This is a genomic window from Shewanella sp. NKUCC05_KAH (assembly GCF_019345585.1).
GTDB lineage: Bacteria > Pseudomonadota > Gammaproteobacteria > Enterobacterales > Shewanellaceae > Shewanella > Shewanella oncorhynchi.
This window is the reverse complement of the sequence record NZ_JAHKQZ010000009.1, coordinates 21,066-42,360: the sequence shown is the minus strand read 5'-3', so window position 1 is coordinate 42,360 and position 21,295 is coordinate 21,066. Positions and strand designations below refer to the sequence as shown.

Here is a 21,295-nt window from a genome sequence, read left to right as displayed (position 1 = left end):
GAGCCACTCACTTAGCGTTAGCGCGGCTTTAACATGAGCGCAGCCTTAACATGAGGGAGTGTTCGATTCCCCAGATTAATTTTCAACAGGCATTTTTAATAACGACATGACAGAATCTTCAGTAACTTCTCCTTCATCCTCTTGGATGACACACCTAACTCTCGGCATTAAAGCCATGGGCCCAGGTGTTCTTATGGCCGCCGCGGCGATTGGCGCATCCCATTTAGTCGCCTCGACTCGGGCGGGTGCCGAATTTGGTTGGCAACTGGCTTGGGTTATTCTTGGGGTGAATTTACTTAAGTATCCCTTCTTTGCAGCTGGCGCACGCTACACAGCTGCCACAGGGGAGAGTCTACTGCACGGCTACCAAAAACAGGGCCGAGGTTACTTACTGCTGTTTACTGGGCTCAATGTGATCGCCGCCATTGCCAGTACTGCAGGGGTATGCATGTTAACCGCCGCTATGTTGACCCAATTTATTCCGCTGCCCATCGATTGGTTAGCCCTGCTGGTATTGCTAAGTTCATTGGCTTTACTGATTTTAGGCCATTATCAACTCCTTGATAGACTCACTAAGATCATCATGTTCGCCCTAACCTTAACCACCTTAATTGCCGTGGCCTTAGCTTGGGATCACGCTCAACCATTAGCGAGCAATTTTGCCTCTCCTTCACCTTGGCAATGGGCCCATGTGGGATTTCTGGTCGCCATGATGGGTTGGATGCCAGCCCCGATTGAAGTCAGCGCTTGGAATTCTCTCTGGTTGCTCGAAAAACAAAAAAGCCAGACAGTGACGAAAGCGCAGGCGCTGCTCGACTTTAACTTAGGCTATATCATCACTGCGATCCTCGCGATCGTGTTTTTGTCCTTGGGCGCTTTAGTGATGCATGGCAGTGGCGAACACTTTTCAGATTCCGGCGCGCAGTTTGCTAATCAATTGATTAATCTTTACAGCCAAGTGATGGGCGGCGAGAGTCGTTATCTTATTGGTATTGTGGCATTTCTGTGTATTTTCAGCACAACAGTTACAGTGATTGATGGCTATAGCCGTACCTTAGATATGGGCTGGCAGTTACTCACCTCAAAGACCAGTTCAGACAAACGCCTCACAGGGATCATGCTCGCCATCAGTGCCTTTGGCTTATTGCTGATCCTCTTCTTTAAAGGTGCACTCTTACCGTTACTCGAGTTTGTGATGATCTTGGCCTTTATGACCACAGTCATTTTTGCTTGGTTAAATTACCGCTTAATGACCAGCAAACAGCTCCCCGAGGCCGATAGATACGGCACTAAGATGAAACTCCTCTCTTGGTTTGGCCTGATTTATCTACTGATTTTCGCGGCACTGTTTATCTATTGGTACAACATCATTAAAGGTTAATTGCCCAGAATGTTTATGCCGGAGCAATAAATGGCCTTAACTAACTGCCATTAAATTCCCGCTGAATTCTGCAATTAAGGTGGTTTGGGTATATAATGCGGGCTCTTAAACCAGATAGCGCAGCCGCGCCAAGAGATGACCATGATTAATAATGATATTTTGCGCCGTTTGCGCTTCGTGTTTGATTTTAGCAATGCAAAAATGATTAAAATTTTTGCTAAAGCTGGAAGAGAAGTGCCTGTCGAAGAGATGATTGATCTTCTACGTAAAGAAGAGGAAGAAGGTTATAAAGCTTGTAACGACACGACCTTATGTCAGTTTTTAGATGGTCTTATCATAGAGAAGCGCGGTCTACGTGAAGGTGCAGAAATTCCAGCGCCCGTTTCACGTTTAAACAACAACCTCATCTTTAAAAAACTGAGAGTTGCCCTCGAAATGCGTGAAGAAGACATAGTAGCAGCTTTGGCTTTAGCCGAAGTGCAAATGTCAAAATCAGAGCTAAGCGCCCTGTTCCGCAATCCAGACCACAAGAATTTTAAAGAGTGTGGCGATCAAATACTGCGTAACTTTATCCGCGGCTTATCACTTAAGTATCGCGGCGTATAACGCTAAACTTATGACATAAAACGCAGCTTAGGCTGCGTTTTTTTATATCCGTTTTTATCTACACCTGAGCTTGTTTGGATATAAACAAGACCTTAACAATTCCATCTCAACAACCTCAGAAATCCTGTTTAAAACAGCTGACTTTTTTACTGCTGCAAAAAAAACCACAAATACCTCGTTCCACGGACAACAAAGATCACATTTCATGATAACCTTACGTGACTTACAGCACGTATTGACCACTTAAACAATAACTCAAAAGGTTACCCATGGACGATAATAAACGCCCCCTCTATCTTCCGTTTGCAGGACCTGCCATTCTTGAAGCCCCACTGATTAACAAGGGCAGTGCATTTTCTGAAGAAGAGCGTATTTTCTTTAACCTCGAAGGCTTAGTCCCCTATGCCATTGAAACGATTGAGGAGCAGGCTTCTCGCGCCTACGATCAATTTAGAAGTTTCAATAACGACTTAGACAAGCACATTTACCTACGTAATATCCAAGACACAAACGAGACCTTATTTTATCGTTTAGTGCAAAATAACATCAGCGAGATGATGCCCATCATCTATACGCCGACGGTAGGTTTAGCTTGTGAACGTTTCTCGAAAAACTATCGCCGCAACCGTGGTTTGTTTATCTCCTATCCGAACAAAGATAGGATCGATGACATCCTCAATAACTCGACTCGTCAAAAAGTTAAAATTATCGTAGTCACTGATGGTGAACGTATTTTAGGCCTTGGCGATCAAGGTATTGGCGGCATGGGGATCCCTATCGGTAAGCTGTCACTCTACACTAGCTGTGGCGGTATCAGTCCAGCTTATACCCTGCCTATTACCTTAGACGTAGGCACAGATAATCCGCAGTTGTTAGAAGATCCTATGTATATGGGTTGGCGCCATCCACGCATCGGTGGCGAAGAATATGCCGAGTTTATCGAAGCCTTTATGCAAGCCGTCCACGTGCGTTGGCCGGATACTTTGATCCAGTTCGAAGACTTTGCCCAAAAGAATGCCATGCCAATCCTAGAGCGGTATAAGGATCGCTATTGCTGCTTTAACGATGATATTCAAGGTACTGCTGCGGTTGCCGTTGGTTGCTTGCTCGCCGCGTGTAAGGCTGCGGGCACTGAATTGAATCAACAACGTATCGCCTTCCTCGGTGCTGGTAGTGCCGGTTGCGGAATTGCCGAAGCTATCGTGGCACAAATGGTGTCTGAAGGGATCAGCGACGAGCAAGCTCGCACTCAAGTGTGTATGGTTGACCGTTGGGGCTTATTGCTCGACAACATGCCTAACCTGTTGCCATTCCAGCAAAAATTGGCGCAGAAATGCACCAACATCCAAAATTGGAGCAATTTCAGCGACAATATTTCACTGCTCGATGTGGTTAACAACGCCAAGCCGACAGTGCTGATTGGGGTATCTGGCGTTCCGGGTCTCTTCACCGAAGAAATCATCCGTGCTATGCACAGCCATTGTGCTCGGCCGATTATTTTCCCTATGTCGAACCCCACCAGCCGCGTAGAAGCAACACCGAAGGACATTTTGCATTGGACCTCAGGTCAAGCACTCGTCGCTACGGGCAGTCCATTCGAGCCTGTGGTTGTCGATGGTGAAACCTATGAAATTGCCCAGTGCAACAACAGCTTTATCTTCCCAGGTATTGGCTTAGGCGTATTAGCTTCGGGCGCACGTCATGTATCCGATGCCATGCTGATGGCTTCTAGTCGCGCACTTGCCGAATGTTCGCCACTGGCAATCGATGGTACAGGTCCACTACTGCCTAAACTCGAAGATATCCATGCGGTGAGTAAGCATATTGCTTTCGCCGTAGGTAAAGTCGCAGTTGAACAAGGGTTAACGCTGCCAATGAGCGATGAGATCTTACAGCAGTCGATTGAAGGCAATTTCTGGAGTCCAGAATATCGCCGCTACAAACGCACTTCGTTCTAAGCATAGCGTTGCCGCGAATCAAGTTGCAGTAGAGCAGCTTAGTTGAGCGTTTGTGCTAGCCAGCAAAAAGCCCGTTACTTTGCAGTAACGGGCTTTTTCATTTCAATAGAACACTAAGGTGCCATCACCTGTTTAAAGCTATTGAGCAAAGCGCGATCGGTACGCGCTTTCTTCAACTTACGTAGGCTTTCTTTGAGCGATTCATCGGCTAAGCGCGTAAAAATGCCATTATATTCTTGCTCTTGGATTGCACTATCGGTATCGGCTTGCTCAGAAATTTCTTGGGCGACACGACTCAATTGCAACCAAGCATTAGCAATATAGAAACCGTGGAATGCGGCTTGTTCCATTAGATTACGCGCACTGGCAGGTAAAGATGCCCAAGCTTGGCTAAATTTACCTTCCCTGTCTTCCAACAGTTCGGCACACAAACCTTGGTACGCTGCTAATAAGTCACCCGGTAATTTCGCCATTGGTAACACTTTATTCGCAACATTGTAAGAAATCTGCTCGGCAGTTTCACGGTAAACAGCTGATAATTCGCTCATAAAAATCTCGATTCGCATCCCAAAAATAGACTTAAAACTGGCCACTCACATATAAACCATAAACGCCGTTACCCGCAATCGGCGTAACTGTAATCCCCTCATAGGGTTGAGTAAAATACCAACCCGCCAGCGCGCCAATCGCCGCGCCAGCTAACACATCCTCGAGGTAATGCTGGTCGCTCGCCACTCGAGTGTAGCCAACATAAGATGCGGCAACATAGGCAGGTAAACCATATTGCCAACCATAGCGCTGCTGAATAAACGTCGCCGCCATAAAGCTGTCTGAGGTATGACCCGATGGAAACGAATCATCGCCACTATCGTCTGGCCTGTCTTTACTCACACCATACTTAAGACCTTCAACAATTAACCGACTCGACACCGCTGCCTGAATTAACTGCCAACTACCATCATAACCCTCTTCATAAAACAAGGTCGCACCCATCGCAGTAGCGGGTAATAATAAATGCAATACATCGCCAGAGGTTTCTAAATCTGAGCCTGCCCAACTAGTGCCACTCATCATGAATAATGCAGCACAGAGTAATTTCTTCAAGGGTGATTCCTTTGTGGGATAATAACCAAGGCGGAGTTTATACCTTGATCATTAACCGAATGCAAAATTGCTATACATCTATATTAAAAATGAACAAACAAGTTATGCTAAGCTAATAATTAGCTATTGATTTTAATGCGAACAGGAATCTTTTTTGCTACATCAACTTAGGTATTTATCATTCTCCTTATTGCTGCTTCTACTGCCGCTCAGCAGCGCTATGGCAGAAGAAAAAACTCAGGTTGATAAAATATTTGCAAGATTTGAAAGCGGCGTCCCTATGACCCGTGAAGAAATCGAAAGCAATCTAGTGTTATTAAGCAAACTAATTTCAACTGACGATGTCACCCGTCATGAAAAGCTGCAACTGCTTAAATGCTGGGATCAGAATACAGAAAACGACACAGCTATTGCACTGGCACTTAAAAATACTAACCAAGCACTGAGCAATATTCCGCCAACCGCCTCCCCCCATTTCATTACCGACCTCACGCTCTGCCGCTCTTGGTTTCTGCAATTAAGTGGTGATATGGATGGCGCGATGGAAGGCTATAATCTCAGTGTTAAACGTGCCTATGAGCATGAAGACCTTAAGCTAATCGCCGACTCGCGCAGCATTCGCGGCGCACTTTACTCTTATATTGGCGATTTTTCTGCGGCATTAGACGATCTCGTCACTGCGCAAGATCTCTATGAATCACTCAATTTAAGCGGTTGGGCTAACATTAACCTTGCCGATGTTGCTACCAGTTTTAGACGTTATGGCGATCCCCAAAGTGCAATCCGCTATTACACCAAACTCAAAGCTCTCTATCTAAAAAACAATAACCAAGAACAGGCAATGTATGTCAACTCGGACATTGGCCTTGCCTTAGATGAACTCGGTGAACATCAACAGGCCGTAGATAATTTCTTAGTAAGTTATCAATACTTCAAGGAACATCAGCAGGAAAAAGTGGCAGCAACTATGGCAACGAATATTGCCTACAGCTTAATCAAACTCAATCGTCTCACCGAAGCCGAAAAGTATTTAATCGAAGCCGATACTGTTATTAATGAAAAAGATCTGACCGATTACAGCTTCATGAAGCTTTTTATGGCCGATATAAAGTTTCAACAAGCTCGCTATAAAGAGGCGCTTACCGAACTTGAGCAAGGGGAAAAAGCCTTTCGCACTCTGCAGAATAATCGGGGACTCACTCAACTGTTGCAGCTTAAAAGTAACATATATGTGGCTATGAATGATTTATCTGCCGCCTACGGAGCGCTGCAAGAATTTGTTACCCTAACAAAAAAAGTCGATGGCAATTCTCTCTCCCATCATACGACAGAATTAAAGGTCAAGTTTGATACCAGTCGGATTGAATCTGAAAATCAACGCTTGATTGAAAACCAAAACCTTAAAGAACAAGAGCTCGCGCTACTCGAAAAGAACAAATCACTGCAACACATTATCCTATTACTAGCGGGCTTTATCCTGACGATAGTGTCTATATTCGCTTATAAACAAGTACATAGAAATCGCCAACTGCAAGTTATTGCCCTCACAGATTACCTTACCAAACTCCCTAATCGTCGGCATATTTATGCCCAAGCCGCGAAATATTTTCAGCAAGCCTTAAAACATCAAAGCCCTTTTTCAGTGATTATTTTTGATGCGGATCACTTCAAAAAAATCAACGATAACTTCGGCCATGAATTAGGCGATCGCGCCCTTATGACCATTGCAAATGCAGGCCGAGCCTTATCGGGTAATAAAGATCTCGTTGGCCGCATCGGTGGTGAAGAGTTTTTAATCCTATTGCCTAACACTGATGCCACAGGTGCGTTAGCGCTGGCGCATCAATTGCAGAACCATATTAGCCGCCTTAGCGCACAGAATTTACCAGCAGAACTCAAATTAACCGTTAGTGCTGGTGTCGCCACTTTAGAACCACAAAATAATACGGAAGATGCATATCAAGATAAAGATTTTGCCACCCTGCTAAAGCGGGCCGACAATGCTCTTTATGAGGCTAAAAATGCGGGCAGAAATTGTGTGAAATCAGCCAAGAATGAGGCTTTAAGAGAGAATTAAACGGCCTTATGCCAAAACACTTGATGTTGTAATGGCGGTGGCAAAGTGCCAAACCATGTCTGATACAGACGACTAAATTCACCTGAGTCTTTCATTTTCTCAAGCTCTGTTTGCCAACTGATAACGGTTTCCGCCGACGTCCCTTTAGAAAAAGCTAAATAGAGATTAATCTCCGATACCACAAACACTTGGCGGATATCTGTCTCACTCGCGCCAACCTCTTCGAGTATCTGCTTTACCGCAAGATCCGCTTGGCACCAAAAACGAATTCGAGAAAACAGCAACTGTTTCGCCGATTGCTGTGGAAAACTCGCCACCAGCAAATTATCCACGCCCGCTTGTTGTAGCAACTGCGCACCCGCCGATTCCCGATAAACCCCCACAATATCTGTCGATTGAAGTTCAGCAAGTTGATCGAGAGCGATAGGATCTGCCGCCCTTGCGTACAATGCAATTTTGCTGGTCGCAATAGGACCGATAAAATCAAACTGCTCAGCTCGTTCATCATTAATTGACGTAGCAAAAAGTAAAACGTTCGCAGAGGTATTAGCAATCGAATACGCCCGAGCCCAAGGTAACACATCGATTTTTTCACTCTGACCCAGTCTTGATTGCAAGGTATTGACTAAGTCCACCGCAAAACCTTGCGGCACACCATTTTGCTCGTAACTCATGGGAGGCCAAGCTTCGGTCACCAATTTCAACTTGTCAGGCGCCGCAAAAACAAGATTAGGCATCAGGCCTAATAAGCTCATCGCAAGAAAACACGCCCTAAGGGGAATCGCACTCAGCATACGAATACCAAACGATAAACAGTAGACCTAATCATAGACTCAATCCCAACAGCAAATAAACAAATACCCCAAAGAAAATATCGCCTCACGCCCCCTTCTGAGTAAACTCGTCCTCAATAAGTGAAAACTGCTATCATATTGCCACCTAGCCAAGAGCCTCGCTGCAATCAATTCATGTCAACTTTAGTCAATCAAACCCCAAGCCAATCCTATGCCAGCATGCTGTCGCGGCTCGCTCTGCAAATTAAAACGTGGGGAAAAGCACTCGGATTTGCGCAGGTTGGCATTTGCGATACGGATTTAACCGCTGAAGAAGCCAAACTCCAAGCATGGCTAGACAAAGGTTTTCATGGCGAAATGGCCTATATGGCTACCCATGGCATGATGCGCGCTCGCCCGCAAGAACTGCATCCGGGCACAGTGCGGGTGATCTCCGTACGGATGGACTATTTGCCACCCGAAGCTGGCTTTGCAACGAATCTCACCGATCCCAACTTAGGTTATATTTCCCGTTATGCCGGAGGTCGCGACTATCACAAGTTGATCCGCGCTCGACTTAAAAAGCTCGGAGATCAAATCAGTGCAGAGTTAGTTGCTCTCGGTTTCGATGCCGCTGACTTTCGCCCCTTTGTTGACTCAGCCCCTGTACTTGAGCGCCCCTTAGCAGAAAAAGCCGGTATAGGCTGGACAGGTAAACACTCACTCATACTCAACCATGAGGCTGGCAGTTGGTTCTTTTTAGGTGAGCTACTGATCAATTTGCCTCTACCTGTGGATATTCCCATTCAAGAAGGCTGTAACACTTGTGTCGCCTGCATTACCTCCTGCCCAACGGGTGCAATCGTAGAACCTTATGTGGTCGATGGCAGACGCTGTATTTCCTATCTCACCATTGAACTGCAGGGCGCTATTCCCGAAGAATTTAGGCCACTCATGGGCAATCGCATCTATGGCTGCGATGATTGCCAACTCGCGTGTCCCATCAATCGCCAAGCGCCGCTGACTGAAGAAACTGACTTTCATATTCGTCCGCAGTTAAAGCAACCTGACCTTCTCAGCCTTTTTGCTTGGAGCGAGGCCGAGTTTCTTAAACAAACTGAAGGCAGCGCCATTCGTCGCATTGGACATAAACGTTGGCTACGTAATATTGCAGTAGCACTGGGTAACGCTCCCGCGAGCCCAAGCATTATTGCCGCACTTAACGCCCGCAATCACAGCGAAGATATCGATGAGATAGTGCGTGAGCATATTGAATGGGCGCTTAATGCCCAGCAATCGCGCCTTGCTGAAAGCGCAGCAACTGAACAACAAAAAGCCCGCCGCAAAACCGAGCGCATGGTGCGCATTATCGAAAAAGGCTTACCGCGAGATGCTTAAGTCAATCGGCAAGCAATAAACAACGGATGCATAAGCATCCGCTGTTACTAATTCAATAAGCTCAGTAAAAAAATATTTCACTCAAGCATAATATTAACCAAGGCGGCGACGTAGTTCTCGCGTGGCATCGACCATGTTTTTCAGTGCGGGTTCAACTTCATCCCAAGTACGGGTTTTTAGGCCGCAATCTGGATTAACCCATAGCTGACGTACGGGCACTTTTTGCGCCGCTTTCTCGATTAAGTGCACCATGGCCTCCACACTTGGAGTGTTTGGCGAATGAATGTCATACACACCGGGGCCAATTTCATTGGGATATTCAAAATCTTCAAAGGCGTTGAGTAACTCCATCCGTGAACGCGAAGTCTCGATAGTAATCACATCGGCATCCATGGCGGCAATCGCGGCAATGGTGTCATTAAACTCGCTGTAACACATGTGGGTGTGGATTTGAGTCTCATCAGTCACGCCAGCAGCGCTGAGTTTAAAGGCATTCACCGCCCAATCTAAGTAGGCTTGCCATTCACTTTGTTTCAATGGCAGACCTTCACGGAAGGCGGGCTCATCGATTTGTATAATGCCAATACCGGCATTTTGTAAATCCACCACTTCATCACGGATCGCCAGCGCCAGCTGAATCGCAATCACATCGCGGCCGATATCTTCACGGGCGAATGACCAATGCAGAATCGTCACCGGGCCAGTCAGCATGCCTTTTACAGGCTTGTCGGTGAGACTTTGGGCAAACTCGGCCCAATCAACCGTCATCGCCTTTGGACGGCTAACATCACCATAGATCAACGGCGGCTTAACACAGCGTGAACCATAACTTTGCACCCAACCATTTTTGGTAAAGCCAACACCCGCAAGCTGCTCACCAAAGTATTCCACCATATCGTTGCGCTCGGCCTCACCATGAACCAGTACATCGATACCGAGTTTAAGCTGGCGGTCGATTGTATCGCGGGTGACTTGCTGCAATTGCTCTGTATATTGTGCATCACTCAGATCGCCCTTGCGCCAACGACTGCGTAGTCCACGGATTGCTGGTGTTTGTGGGAAGGAGCCAATGGTGGTGGTCGGCAACAGAGGTAAACGGTATTTCTGCTGCTGTACTGCTTGGCGTACGCTGAAATCACTGACGCGCTCATAATCGGCAGATGTCAACGCGGCAACGCGGGCAATCACTTGACTGTCGGCGGCCTGCGCTTTCGCCTCACGGCGCGCCAAACAGGTTTGCACAATCTCTTTTGCCGCGGCCGATTCAGGTGCCAGTAGCAATTGGCGCACATTGGCCAGTTCGAGTAATTTTTGCTTCGCAAACGCGAGTTGTTGACGCAGCGCAGGCTCAAGCGTGGCTTCCACCTCTAAATCCACAGGGCTGTGCAGGAGTGAGCAAGAAGTACCGATCCACAAGCGATCTCCGAGATCACGGGCAACCGCGCCTATGCGTTCGGCAATTAAATCCGCCTCTGCCGCCCACACGTTGCGGCCATTGACCACACCCGCCGACAAAATTTGATCTTGACCAAGCGCATTGGCAAAGACTGCCAATTGATCCGGCGCTGTGACTAAATCGACATGCAACCCCGCGACCGGCAAGGCCGATACCAGCACTTGATGGTGTGCGATACCGCCGTAATAACTGGTAAGAAGGATCTTCACCTTCGCAGTGCTGAGTGCTTGATACGCCTCAGTGATCGCCGTTTGCCATTCGCCATCCAATTCCAATGCGAGAATGGGCTCATCGAGCTGTACCCAATGCACTCCCTGAGCAGCAAAACGCGCCAAAATGTCAGCATAAGCAGCTAATAAATTGGGTAATAAGCTTAACTTATCAAACTCTTGGCCCACGGTTTTAGCAAGGAACAAGTAGCTAACAGGGCCGAGTAGCACAGGTTTTACTTTATAGCCTAAGGAATGCGCTTCACTGACTTCATCGAAAAATTGCTCATAGGCAATCGAAAACACTTGGTTTTGGCTGAGCTCAGGTACCAGATAGTGATAGTTAGTATTGAAATACTTGGTCATTTCAGAGGCTGGCGCATCTTGGCCCGTTGGTGCTCTGCCGCGGGCAACACGGAATAAAGTATCGAGATCGATTGCCCCTTCACCACGATGACGCTCAGGAATGGCATTTAAAGTCGCGCTTAAGGTCAGCACTTGATCATAAAAGGCAAAATCACCTACGGGAACTTGCTCAATGCCAGCAGCAGCTTGCCACTGCCAATGGGTGTGGCGAAGTTCACTCGCCACTTCACGTAATTGTGCCTGAGTGCTCTCACCACGCCAGTATTTTTCTAAGGCAAATTTCAATTCACGACGACGCCCGATACGGGGAAAACCAAGACTATTTAATTGCATACTCTATCTTCCTTTATTTGAGATAAGCCATATTCGGCACTTGCACCCACCAGATTGTTTTCTCTTGGCACTTTTCAGCACTTCAGCCTTGATAAATAACAATGGGCGTCTGGACGTCTAGAAGTTTATTGTGTTAGTCTCTATTCCAGCAACCGAATTGATTTCAAGCACAACATGAGCGAAATTCACTTGGAGTGAACATGATCGAACTAAGACACCTGCGAACCTTAATGGCCCTGAAAGAAAGCGGCAGTTTGGCGGGCGCAGCCAAAAAACGTTTTGTCACTCAATCCGCCCTCTCCCACCAGATTAAGGAGTTGGAGCAAAGGATTAACTCGCCCATTTTTGTGCGTAAGAGTAAGCCACTGTCATTCACCCAAGAAGGTGCACGCCTGCTGCATCTGGCCGAAGAGATTTTGCCTAAGGTGTTAGAAACCGAGACAGATTTGAAGAATGGGCTGGAAACCGAAACCAATCAGTTGCGAGTCGGCATTGAGTGCCATAGCTGTTTTCGCTGGTTAATGCCTGTGATGGAGCAATTTAGACAAGATCATCCGACAGCCGAGTTAGACTTGTCGAGCCGTCACCTATTCGACTCGCTCAATGCCTTAGAAATGGGTGAACTGGATATTGTATTAACCTCAGATCCTGTGCCTGGGCATTCACTCGCCTATCAGCATTTGTTTGATTTTGAAGTGAAGTTAGTGGTTGCAAAAGATCATCCTTTAGCGAAAGAAGCCTATGTCACCCCTAAGCAATTAGCACACTTGCCTATTATCAGTTATCCAGTGCCGTTGACACGTTTAGATATTTATCGCCACTTTTTAGAACCTGCGGGCATAGAGGCAGGCGAGCAAAAAACCTGTGATTTAACCATGATGTTATTGCAACGCATCGCCTGTAAAGACGGCATAGCCGCACTGCCAAGCTGGTCGATTAATGAAGGACATGGACTGAGTCTCGCTACGGTAAAACTCGGCCAAGAAGGTCTGAAACGACCGCTATTTGGTGCCTATCGCCGCCACAGTGCTAACTCTGCATTGATCCAAAATTGGTTACAACTGGTGGCGAGGGAAGGTTTATCCCGCCAGCAGAAGACGAATTAATGCGGGTGACATAGAGTAAAAAGCCTGCGAATGCAGGCTTGTTTATTAAGTCAAATGACTACTTCATAGCATCGACAAATTACAGCGGATTCATCAACAATCCACGCATAGACAAGACACGGCGCAGTATCAACCCTGATGAATTAGGATTACGGGTCTGACGCAAATTATGGGCGATCATAAATTCTTGACGCAGATCCTGATCGAGATCTAACGCCTCGAACGCTTCGATGGTTAAGGTCTGTTGTTGATTATCAATCAATGACTTAATCACACTTAAAGGAAATGACTGTTCGGCATTAGCATTTAAATAGGCAAATGCGGTCAGTGCGATAATTTGGCCGAACACACTGAACAGAGCTAAGGTTTGTACTTCGTCAGCATCAACCTCCACACCTTCCATATCCGCTAAGCTATCTACCGCATCCGTTGCAATATCTTCAGTCAGCTTCCAATAACCTTGGACCAACTTTTTATAGGGCTGTGGCAGTTCATCGAGGCGTTCTTTTAAATAGAACGTAAAGGCGTAGCGATAGATATTAACTTGACCTAAGCGGATCAAAGCTTCTTTCAACGAGCGAGTTTTGTGATTTTCCACTACAGCAGCCTGTGCGGAATTACTGCGCATAAGCATGTGCGCTGCCAATGCGGGATCGCTCGAGATAATGTCAATCACATTACGAATGTCGCCTTCAGCAAGGATCGCTTTTTTGAGTGGAATTAGAATTCCTCGGCGGCCAATCACTTGCTCTTCGTTCGCTATGATAGCTCTAACTTGAGTAAAAACCTGTTGCTCAAGATCAGTCATAAGACACTTTACACCTGTTTATTAACAATAAGATGATTCGGTTACAGCTCACATCATACCTAAAATACTAAGAATTTCAGCCATAAACAGCAGAGTAAAATATAAATTACTCCTATTTAGTAATGACTGCCCGCTAACACTATAGATAACGACAATTAAACCACTCTACTAAAATGATATTCAAGACTATACCTATTTTAAGATTTATTCTTTGAACTCAGCGTAAAAAATAAAAAGCCAGACTCAGTCTGGCTTTGTTATTAGATAGCTCATTAATAATTAGAAGCGGTAGCCCACAGTGAAACGAATATCACGGCCTCGACCAGAATAGTAACTATCCCCCCAATCGCCACCGTAATAACCTGCACTGACATAATCTTTATCAAATACATTATCGATACGCAGACTGGCAAGCCAAGCATCACGATTATAATTCAAGGCTAAATTACCAAGCACGTAACTTGCTAGCTTATCACCTTGATTAGCGTTATCGCCTTCGATAAAACGATCACCCGTGTAGATAGCTTCGGCAAACACTTGGAAATGCTCAGCAAAATCCATGCTGACATAACCGCGTCCCGTGTGTTTTGCCACCCAAGACAGCTCTTTGCCATCGTTAGCACCATCGGTAAATTCGGCGTCGGTATAGTTATATTCCAGCCCTAGCTGCAGCGCTTTAGTGATCTGCCAATCCCAATCGGCACCCGCGCCATAACGACGAGAAGCATCGGCATTAACGTTTGCACCGTTGAAATTACCACCTATGGGTTTAACTGCACTCGAGTCATAAACAATTTCATCCTCTAAATCGAGACGATATAGGCTGACTCGCAGGGTTTGACTAGCGACAGCCCAATCCCAACCCGCCTCATAGGAACGGCCTGTTTGCGGCTTTAAGCCAAATACGCCCGGCGATGTATAAGCTTGCTCATCCACTTTGGCAAAACGGAAGTTATCATCGGCGCGCACATAAAGTCTGTGCTCCGCAGTTGGGCGGTAATTTAAACCCAGTTCGAATGCGTGGGCATTTTCGTCTAAATCCATGCCATTAGGATAAACATTGCCATCGACTAACTCATCGGTCACCCGCGCATATCGTCCACCCACAACGTAACTTAAAGTATGACTTAAAGGCACTGTAGCTTGTAGATAGGCGCTTTGCATTTGCTGCACATTACTGCGCGCCATAGTGTCAAAATCAGCCTTGCCACGGCTGATGTCTAAACCTGTGACTAGGTTTAGCTCGCCTTGACGCGTGCTGTAATTCGCTAACGCTTTAGGGCTAAACATTAACAGTGAGCGTGTGTTATGGCTGTTCGCCCCCCAATTAAGAGAAGACACCAAGGTATCGCTGTAATCTAAATCCGCCGCCAGCGCCCAGTTTTGATTAAGCTGATGCTGGTAACCCGTTCGCGCCGCAGTGGTCATCTCGTGGGCATACTCTACCTTATTTGATGAAGCACGGGAATCGTCTTTAAATTGCTTTTCAGTAAGCGAGCCCGGATTTTCACGATCGTTATCGTAGTAGCTGGTTTCAACAAAGAACGAGTCTGTGGCTGTTTTATATTGAATGCGGCCAAGAATAGAGCCGGTTTCGTTGGCATTATGCTGGCGATAGTTGTCACCTTGGTTGTAACTACCGGTGAAAAAGTAACGCCAATCTTTGTTGATCGCGCCAGACACATCACCACGACCTTCATAGGTATCAAAGCTACCGCCAGATAACTGCACGCTGCCGCCAGTATTTTCAGGGGACTTAGTGACAATATTAATCACCCCGCCCACGGCTTGATCGCCATAAAGTACACCTGCACTACCCGATAAAATTTCAATACGATCCACTTGATTAAGCGGAATGGCATTAAGGCTAGGTGCGGCGATATCGATATTATTGAGACGACGACCATCAAGTAAAATCAGCGTGTTATTAACGGCAGTGCTGGCGCTAAAACCACGCATCGCAAAGCTAGTTCCAATATTGTTATCCGAAATTTGAATACCGCTTTGACCGCGTAAGACGTCGGTCAAATTAGTCGCGCCACTCATTTCAATCGCAGCGGCATCAATCACATTCACATTGGCGGCAATATTTAACGGGGTCTTATCAGAGCGGCCGATCACGACAAGATGCTCGTCGACTTTAGCTGTGCTGGTATCGTCAGCCGCCATAACGGGCGCGATAATTGAAAAACTGCAAAGGCTGCCGATCAGCAGCGCGATTTTTGTTGGATTTTTTCCCATTTTACCTTTAACTCCTGCAAGGAAAACGGGGCATTGACGCCACGATACCGTTAATTCAGTCGTAAATACTGACGGTGATTATCGCATTTTGAGATCTGCCCACCGAAATCTCAAAAACACCTTCAGGGCCGGTCTCCGGACTTAGGCTATGTTAATCCATTAAAAGTTAGATTAACGCGAGACTGACCTTTTACATTCTGACTTTCGGGTTCAGTCTTGAACACACCAATCAAACGCGGCCGTCTCTCACCTTTTACCGTTGCGGGGGCAGTGCCAGAATTTCACTGGCTTCCCGATTATCTCACGACACTATCATCGTAAGCACCACAGAAGGTTGACTCAAAATTAGGTTCAAAGGGCGTACAATCTGTTAACGCCCAACAAGACTCAGGGCATATCAGACCTGAGCGCGCGCATTATAGACGTCTATACGGATGAAAGTCCATTAATCTCAAGTGAGCGAGAAAACTCACATGAGCTAGAAAACGCCATCCCAGTTTTTTGCCGCAGGTTTTGGTCTGTCTTTGCTCAAAATCGCCTGACGCTGCTCAGGAGTTTCGCATTGGGCAACGGGGGTAAAATCCAGCGGTTTAATCACTAACGAGTCAGCAGGTTGCACTGGCGACTTGTCGAACATTGGCAAATTCATCGACCAAGAGACCAGCTCCCCCTTTTCGCTGATGCCAATATAACCGTCATCTGCGCCATCTAACCAAGTGAGGCGCGGAATACGTGCAATCAACTTCTCCACATTTTCACGGTTGGCGCGATAACCAACAGGCACCACTTTGCCATCGGGACGCGTAAACACAAAGGAGGCAGGCCCTTGGGTAATGATGCTGCCTTCCTGCCAATATTTATCAAGAATCTCTTGGGCATAGTGAAACCCAAACATATGAGCGTAATCAGTATCGTCGGCCACTATTTGCGGCACGGCCTTATCCCGCAGTAATAAAAAGCCTGAGCCAATGCTGATAATCTCTTTTACCCCTGTGATATCGGTTTTTTTAATCCAATCGATACCACAGTTAATCCCATCGCCCCAAAAATGTGCATCCCCCGTAGGGCTTAAAATCGCAAAGGCACAATTGTTTGCCGTCATACTCGCCACATCCTTTAAGGCGCTGCGGATCGAGTAAGCATCACTGCGCCAACCCCAACTCACCACAGTGCCGTCCTTTTTCAAGGCGGCATAGGTGTGTTGAAAATATTCGATCTTCGCTACATCCGTAAGCTGCGGGAGTAACTTTTTCATATTGGTCGACTCTTCAACCTGCCCCCAAATCACCGCGCTACCTTCTTTTTTGAGGGCGACAAAACTGCGTCCTCTGGCGAAGATATCGACAACATCAACTAATTGATCCTGCACATGTAAGCTATTGCCGCCGTAGGGGCCATAACCCCAAGTATGCACCTTGCCATTAGCATCAAGGGCGGCAATGGCCTCTTGATTGGCGAACAACTTGGTAATATTGGTCATGCGGTTTTGTAGGGCTTTGTCGAGGCTATATTTCCCCGCATTGCCCCAGTACACCACAGTGCCATCTTGACGTAGCGCGGCAAACCCGTCCTTAACTGGGACGATTTGCTTAACTTGCTTAAGCTGCTCCGTCACCTCGCGGCTATCACCGCCAGCATAACTGTCACCCCAAGTGATCACCTCACCAGATTGTGTTAACGCCGCAAAGGCCGAACTGTTGGTGACCACAGTCTCGACTGCGGGTAAATCACAGGGAATATGGCGATACTGTGGACTCGGATTTTCCTTAAGTTGAAGCAGTTTGCCGTTATCAAACTGCAATAAGGATTCCTTATCATTTTCGAACACGGTTAAGGGTTTCGGCTGACTACAAGCCGTTAATTGCAGGGCGATTAAAACTGCCACGAAGGCCAAAGGGCGAGGAATTGAATAAGACTGCATAACTTATTTCCTTGTCGTTACTGAAAACGTGAGTTGCTGAATATGTGGCGCGATTTTATCCGATAATGACTCGATTATCGGCCTCAATGCGCGCTGAAAACCATGATTCATATCTAACCGAGACAATAGTGCTTGTGCATGTTTATCAATGGCCTGCGCGCTATCAAGGCTGAGGGTTTGCAGCGCCATTGTCTGGCCAAATACCGCTAAAATCACAGCTTGTACAGGACTAACACTTGGCTCCGGCGCGCCAGGGGCATCATCGAGCCCCCATTTAACTAACAAGAGTAAATATTCGATACGGGCTGCAACGTCGACACTGCATTGTTTTTCATCCTCCAAGCCAAAACTGAGCTCCTTGGCATAACAAAGTGCCTCCAATGCCTTGAGCTTTTCTGCCGATAATGTCAGTGCAAAAGGGAGCTGCGCAGTGCGAGTCATCAACACAAAGATTGCCAAGGTTCTTGCCGTTAAGGCTTGATTGCAACGGGCTAACATCGCGAGCACTAAGTCGTGAAACCCTAATGAACTCAAGCGATAAAAGCTAATCATCACAATGGTTTCATCTATGGATTGCAACTGTTTTTTGCTTGGTGCAGATTGCATTTGTGCAAATGAGGCAACAAAACTTGGGTATAACTCAGGGCAATGGCCAATATGGTCGGCCGCTTCCCATACCAGAATGTTAGCGGCTGGGTGGCGCCTGTAGGTTTCAAGCAGATTGATAATCCCAGCATAATCTTGCTGATGCCCTAAACGCTTGAGTATTGGGATATAACGAGACTCAGCCCAGCAAATTCTTAAAGGAGTCGAACCGAAATAGCCCACCAGCAGACCCAATAATAAGCTTGCAGTACCAAAGGCAAAGTCCCACTTGGCGAGATCGCGGGTTAATTTAAGGTCTGCACTTGCACGGGTTGGTGCATCAGGAAGGTAGCTCACAGCACTTTGCGCATAGTGGGGCCCTAATGCCCCCGCCGCATCACCCTGCGGCGGAGCTAATTGATAAGTCGCACGGCAATCAACACCATCAAGCCCCCACTGACGAATTACCTCGCCCTCGGCGGTGTGATATTCCACTAAGCAAACCAATCTTTGGCGAGAAATGCCGTTCGAACCTCGTTCACTCCGATACTCAGTTTCAATCACCCGGCCAATGGCAACATCGCCAAGCACTTCAAGCTGATTGACCAAATGCCACTTTTGCCATCCTTCAGTGATAAAAAAGGCGGCAAGACTCAAGATTAAAATGGGGGGTAAGGTAAACAAGAGTACTTCGAGCCACCCCCAACCTCGCTCGGGGGCGCTAGAGGTTAACTTACTGTGATTAATCAACACGCCAAAACGTCCTTATCATTCCATGATGCTTAAGCATTAAATGAATTTTGTTTGTGCCTACAGCGGGGCGCAATTTTAGCAGCTTATTGATAAAAATCAGAAAAAGCTCACAGTTTACTGTAAAGACACCATCACACTCATCGCCCACCCGCTTGAACATGCTATTCTAAGCACTCATCACCGCTGTTTAAAGGAGTAACAGTATGACTCGCCCTATTATTCTGGATTGCGATCCCGGCCATGACGACGCTATTGCGCTCATTTTAGCTCTCGCCCATCCAGAGCTGGTTCCACTGGCCGTCACCACCAGCGCCGGTAACCAAACGCCGGATAAAACGCTCAATAATGCCCTGCGGATCTTAACCTTATTAAATCGCAGTGATATTCCTGTCGCTGGCGGCGCCGTCAAGCCATTAGCTCGTGAATTAATCATTGCCGACAATGTCCATGGTGAAACCGGACTCGACGGCCCTGCATTGCCTAATCCAAGTTTTAGTCCTCAAGCCATTACCGCAGTTGAATTAATGGCGCAGCAAATTCGCCAAAGTCATCAGCCAGTAACCTTAATTCCCACAGGGCCGCTGACTAACATCGCCCTTTTACTGGCGAGTCATAGCGAGTTACACGATAAAATTGAGCGCATAGTGCTAATGGGCGGCGCAGCCGGTGTCGGTAATTGGACCCCAGCCGCCGAATTTAATATTTTTGTCGACCCCGAAGCCGCCGATATTGTCTTTAAATCCGGAATTCCCATTACCATGTGCGGCCTCGATGTAACTCATCAAGCGCAGATTATGGACGAAGATATCGAACGCATTCGCGCGATTCAAAATCCAATTGCTCAGTGCGTCGCCGAATTATTGGATTTCTTTATGATTTACCACAGAGATCCTAAATGGGGCTTTATTGGTGCGCCATTGCACGACCCCTGCACGATCGCTTGGTTGCTTAAACCTGAGCTATTTGAGGCGCAAGATTGCTGGGTAAGCATTGAAACCCAAAGTGAGTTGACCTTAGGCATGACAGTGGTCGATCGCTATCAGCTAACAGGTAAAGCCGCCAATGCGACTGTGCTGTTTGGGCTCGATAGGCAAGGCTTTGTCAATTTACTGGTAGACAGTTTACGCGTCTATGATGCAACTTATCTCAATCGCAGATAAAAATGACAGTGAGTCTTCTATGAGCCAGATACTCGTTATCGGCAGTGCAAATGCCGACCATGTGATGAAATTTGAGTACCTGCCCGCTGCAGGGCAAACCTTAATGAGCCGAGATTACCGCCTCGAACAGGGCGGCAAAGGGGCCAATCAAGCCGTCGCCTGCGCGCGCTTAGCCAAATCAGGTTCACGCACTGATTTTATCTGCCATCTCGGCCAAGACAGTATTGGCGATGATATGCGTCAAAGCTGGATGAAAGATGGCATCAGTGCGGAAGGGATCCGCCAAATAGCCGGACTGAGCACAGGCACTGCCATGATTTTTATCGGTGATAACGGTGAGAATACGATTGGCGTTGCCGCAGGTGCTAACGCCAGCCTTTCACCCGATGACTTAGAAGCTCATTACGCCCTATTTGCTAATGCTGAGTACTTATTAACACAATTAGAAACGCCCGCTGCCACAGTGGCAAAGGCGCTGCAAATAGCCAAGAATCTTGGCGTGACGACTGTACTAAATCCTGCTCCAGCGACGGCACTTGGCCAAGATGTACTCAAGTGGGTAGATATTATTACCCCCAATGAAACCGAAGCAGAAGCCTTAACGGGAGTTGAGATCAACCATCTTGATGATGCACACATGGCAGCGCAACTTCTCCACCAGCAGGGAGTAAAGATTGTGGTCATAACCTTAGGTAGCCGTGGCGCATATATCAGCAGCCCAGGTTTTAATGGGCTAATACCTGCGTTTGAAGTGCAGGCCATAGACACAGTCGCCGCAGGGGATACCTTCAATGGCGCCTTAGTTGTGGGCTTAAGCGAGGGCATGTCGATTGCTGCAGCCGTGGGATTTGCCAATGCAGCCAGTGCCATTACTGTCACTCGCCCAGGTGCACAACGTGCGATTCCCTATCGACAGGAGCTTTCGTACTAAAAACGTAAGAAGTTCTGAAATAGACGCCCTGCGTTATAAAAAATTACAACTTATAAATCAAACACATAAATAATAGTTCCTGAGTACTTAGTTCACTAAAGCTAAGTACTCACCTATGTTTACCGCTAA

Annotated in this window: 16 protein-coding genes and 1 riboswitch; of the genes, 8 read left to right on the top strand and 8 right to left on the bottom strand. The window is 46.9% G+C overall.

Annotated elements, in window-relative coordinates:
- Positions 1–106: 106 nt before the first annotated feature.
- The 3 genes from KO533_RS09895 to KO533_RS09885 all read left to right on the top strand — a co-directional run bounded on the left by KO533_RS09895 (position 107) and on the right by KO533_RS09885 (position 3,945).
- Positions 107–1,381: an Nramp family divalent metal transporter gene (locus KO533_RS09895; RefSeq protein WP_113939057.1), complete on the top strand. Its 1,275-nt coding sequence runs from the start codon at positions 107–109 to the stop codon at positions 1,379–1,381.
- A 141-nt stretch (positions 1,382–1,522) separates the two neighbouring features.
- Positions 1,523–1,987, top strand: a complete 465-nt coding sequence (locus KO533_RS09890) for a DUF1456 family protein (protein WP_168824742.1) — start codon at positions 1,523–1,525, stop codon at positions 1,985–1,987.
- Positions 1,988–2,256: 269 nt separating this feature from the next.
- Positions 2,257–3,945, top strand: a complete 1,689-nt coding sequence (locus tag KO533_RS09885; protein ID WP_105250164.1) for an NAD-dependent malic enzyme — start codon at positions 2,257–2,259, stop codon at positions 3,943–3,945.
- Positions 3,946–4,058: 113 nt separating this feature from the next.
- Here KO533_RS09885 and KO533_RS09880 read toward each other — a convergent pair whose 3' ends face one another.
- Both KO533_RS09880 and KO533_RS09875 read right to left on the bottom strand, forming a co-directional pair.
- Positions 4,059–4,493 carry a DUF3069 domain-containing protein gene (locus KO533_RS09880; protein WP_105250165.1) on the bottom strand — a complete coding sequence of 145 codons (435 nt, stop codon included), beginning with the start codon at positions 4,491–4,493 and terminating at the stop codon, positions 4,059–4,061.
- Positions 4,494–4,524: 31 nt separating this feature from the next.
- On the bottom strand, positions 4,525–5,049 hold the full coding sequence (locus KO533_RS09875) for a phosphatase PAP2 family protein (RefSeq protein WP_113939058.1): 525 nt from the start codon (positions 5,047–5,049) through the stop codon (positions 4,525–4,527).
- Between the two features lie 220 nt (positions 5,050–5,269).
- Between KO533_RS09875 and KO533_RS09870 the strand changes: the two genes are divergently transcribed.
- Positions 5,270–7,126 (top strand): GGDEF domain-containing protein, encoded by a 1,857-nt coding sequence (locus tag KO533_RS09870; protein WP_251073406.1) that lies wholly within the window; start codon positions 5,270–5,272, stop codon positions 7,124–7,126.
- Here the strand turns inward: KO533_RS09870 and KO533_RS09865 are convergent.
- On the bottom strand, positions 7,123–7,920 hold the full coding sequence (locus KO533_RS09865) for a transporter substrate-binding domain-containing protein (protein WP_173242870.1): 798 nt from the start codon (positions 7,918–7,920) through the stop codon (positions 7,123–7,125). The genes KO533_RS09870 and KO533_RS09865 overlap by 4 nt on opposite strands.
- A gap of 174 nt (positions 7,921–8,094) precedes the next feature.
- Here KO533_RS09865 and queG point away from each other — a divergent pair, with 174 nt between their 5' ends.
- Positions 8,095–9,297 (top strand): tRNA epoxyqueuosine(34) reductase QueG, encoded by a 1,203-nt coding sequence (queG, locus tag KO533_RS09860; RefSeq protein WP_173242868.1) that lies wholly within the window; start codon positions 8,095–8,097, stop codon positions 9,295–9,297.
- A gap of 93 nt (positions 9,298–9,390) precedes the next feature.
- Here queG and metE read toward each other — a convergent pair whose 3' ends face one another.
- Positions 9,391–11,661 carry a 5-methyltetrahydropteroyltriglutamate--homocysteine S-methyltransferase gene (gene metE, locus KO533_RS09855; RefSeq protein ID WP_219253929.1) on the bottom strand — a complete coding sequence of 757 codons (2,271 nt, stop codon included), beginning with the start codon at positions 11,659–11,661 and terminating at the stop codon, positions 9,391–9,393.
- A 200-nt stretch (positions 11,662–11,861) separates the two neighbouring features.
- Between metE and KO533_RS09850 the strand changes: the two genes are divergently transcribed.
- On the top strand, positions 11,862–12,767 hold the full coding sequence (locus tag KO533_RS09850) for a LysR family transcriptional regulator (protein WP_028761667.1): 906 nt from the start codon (positions 11,862–11,864) through the stop codon (positions 12,765–12,767).
- Between the two features lie 79 nt (positions 12,768–12,846).
- Here KO533_RS09850 and KO533_RS09845 read toward each other — a convergent pair whose 3' ends face one another.
- From KO533_RS09845 to KO533_RS09830, 4 genes are all read right to left on the bottom strand, one after another.
- A complete protein-coding gene (locus tag KO533_RS09845; protein ID WP_105250172.1) occupies positions 12,847–13,575 on the bottom strand; it encodes an HDOD domain-containing protein in 729 nt (242 codons plus the stop codon).
- Between the two features lie 279 nt (positions 13,576–13,854).
- Positions 13,855–15,816 (bottom strand): TonB-dependent receptor, encoded by a 1,962-nt coding sequence (locus KO533_RS09840; RefSeq protein WP_219253927.1) that lies wholly within the window; start codon positions 15,814–15,816, stop codon positions 13,855–13,857.
- A 108-nt stretch (positions 15,817–15,924) separates the two neighbouring features.
- Positions 15,925–16,160: riboswitch (cobalamin riboswitch) on the bottom strand.
- A gap of 134 nt (positions 16,161–16,294) precedes the next feature.
- Positions 16,295–17,737, bottom strand: a complete 1,443-nt coding sequence (locus KO533_RS09835; RefSeq protein WP_219253926.1) for a hypothetical protein — start codon at positions 17,735–17,737, stop codon at positions 16,295–16,297.
- A 3-nt stretch (positions 17,738–17,740) separates the two neighbouring features.
- Entirely contained in the window at positions 17,741–19,075 is a 1,335-nt protein-coding gene (locus KO533_RS09830; protein ID WP_219253924.1) for a hypothetical protein, read from the bottom strand.
- 203 nt (positions 19,076–19,278) lie between these two features.
- Between KO533_RS09830 and rihA the strand changes: the two genes are divergently transcribed.
- Together rihA and rbsK are read left to right on the top strand one after the other, a co-directional pair.
- Positions 19,279–20,235: a pyrimidine-specific ribonucleoside hydrolase RihA gene (gene rihA / locus KO533_RS09825; protein ID WP_173242860.1), complete on the top strand. Its 957-nt coding sequence runs from the start codon at positions 19,279–19,281 to the stop codon at positions 20,233–20,235.
- 19 nt (positions 20,236–20,254) lie between these two features.
- Complete coding sequence (rbsK, locus tag KO533_RS09820; protein ID WP_219253922.1) at positions 20,255–21,166, top strand: ribokinase; 912 nt, start codon at positions 20,255–20,257, stop codon at positions 21,164–21,166.
- Positions 21,167–21,295: the final 129 nt, after the last annotated feature.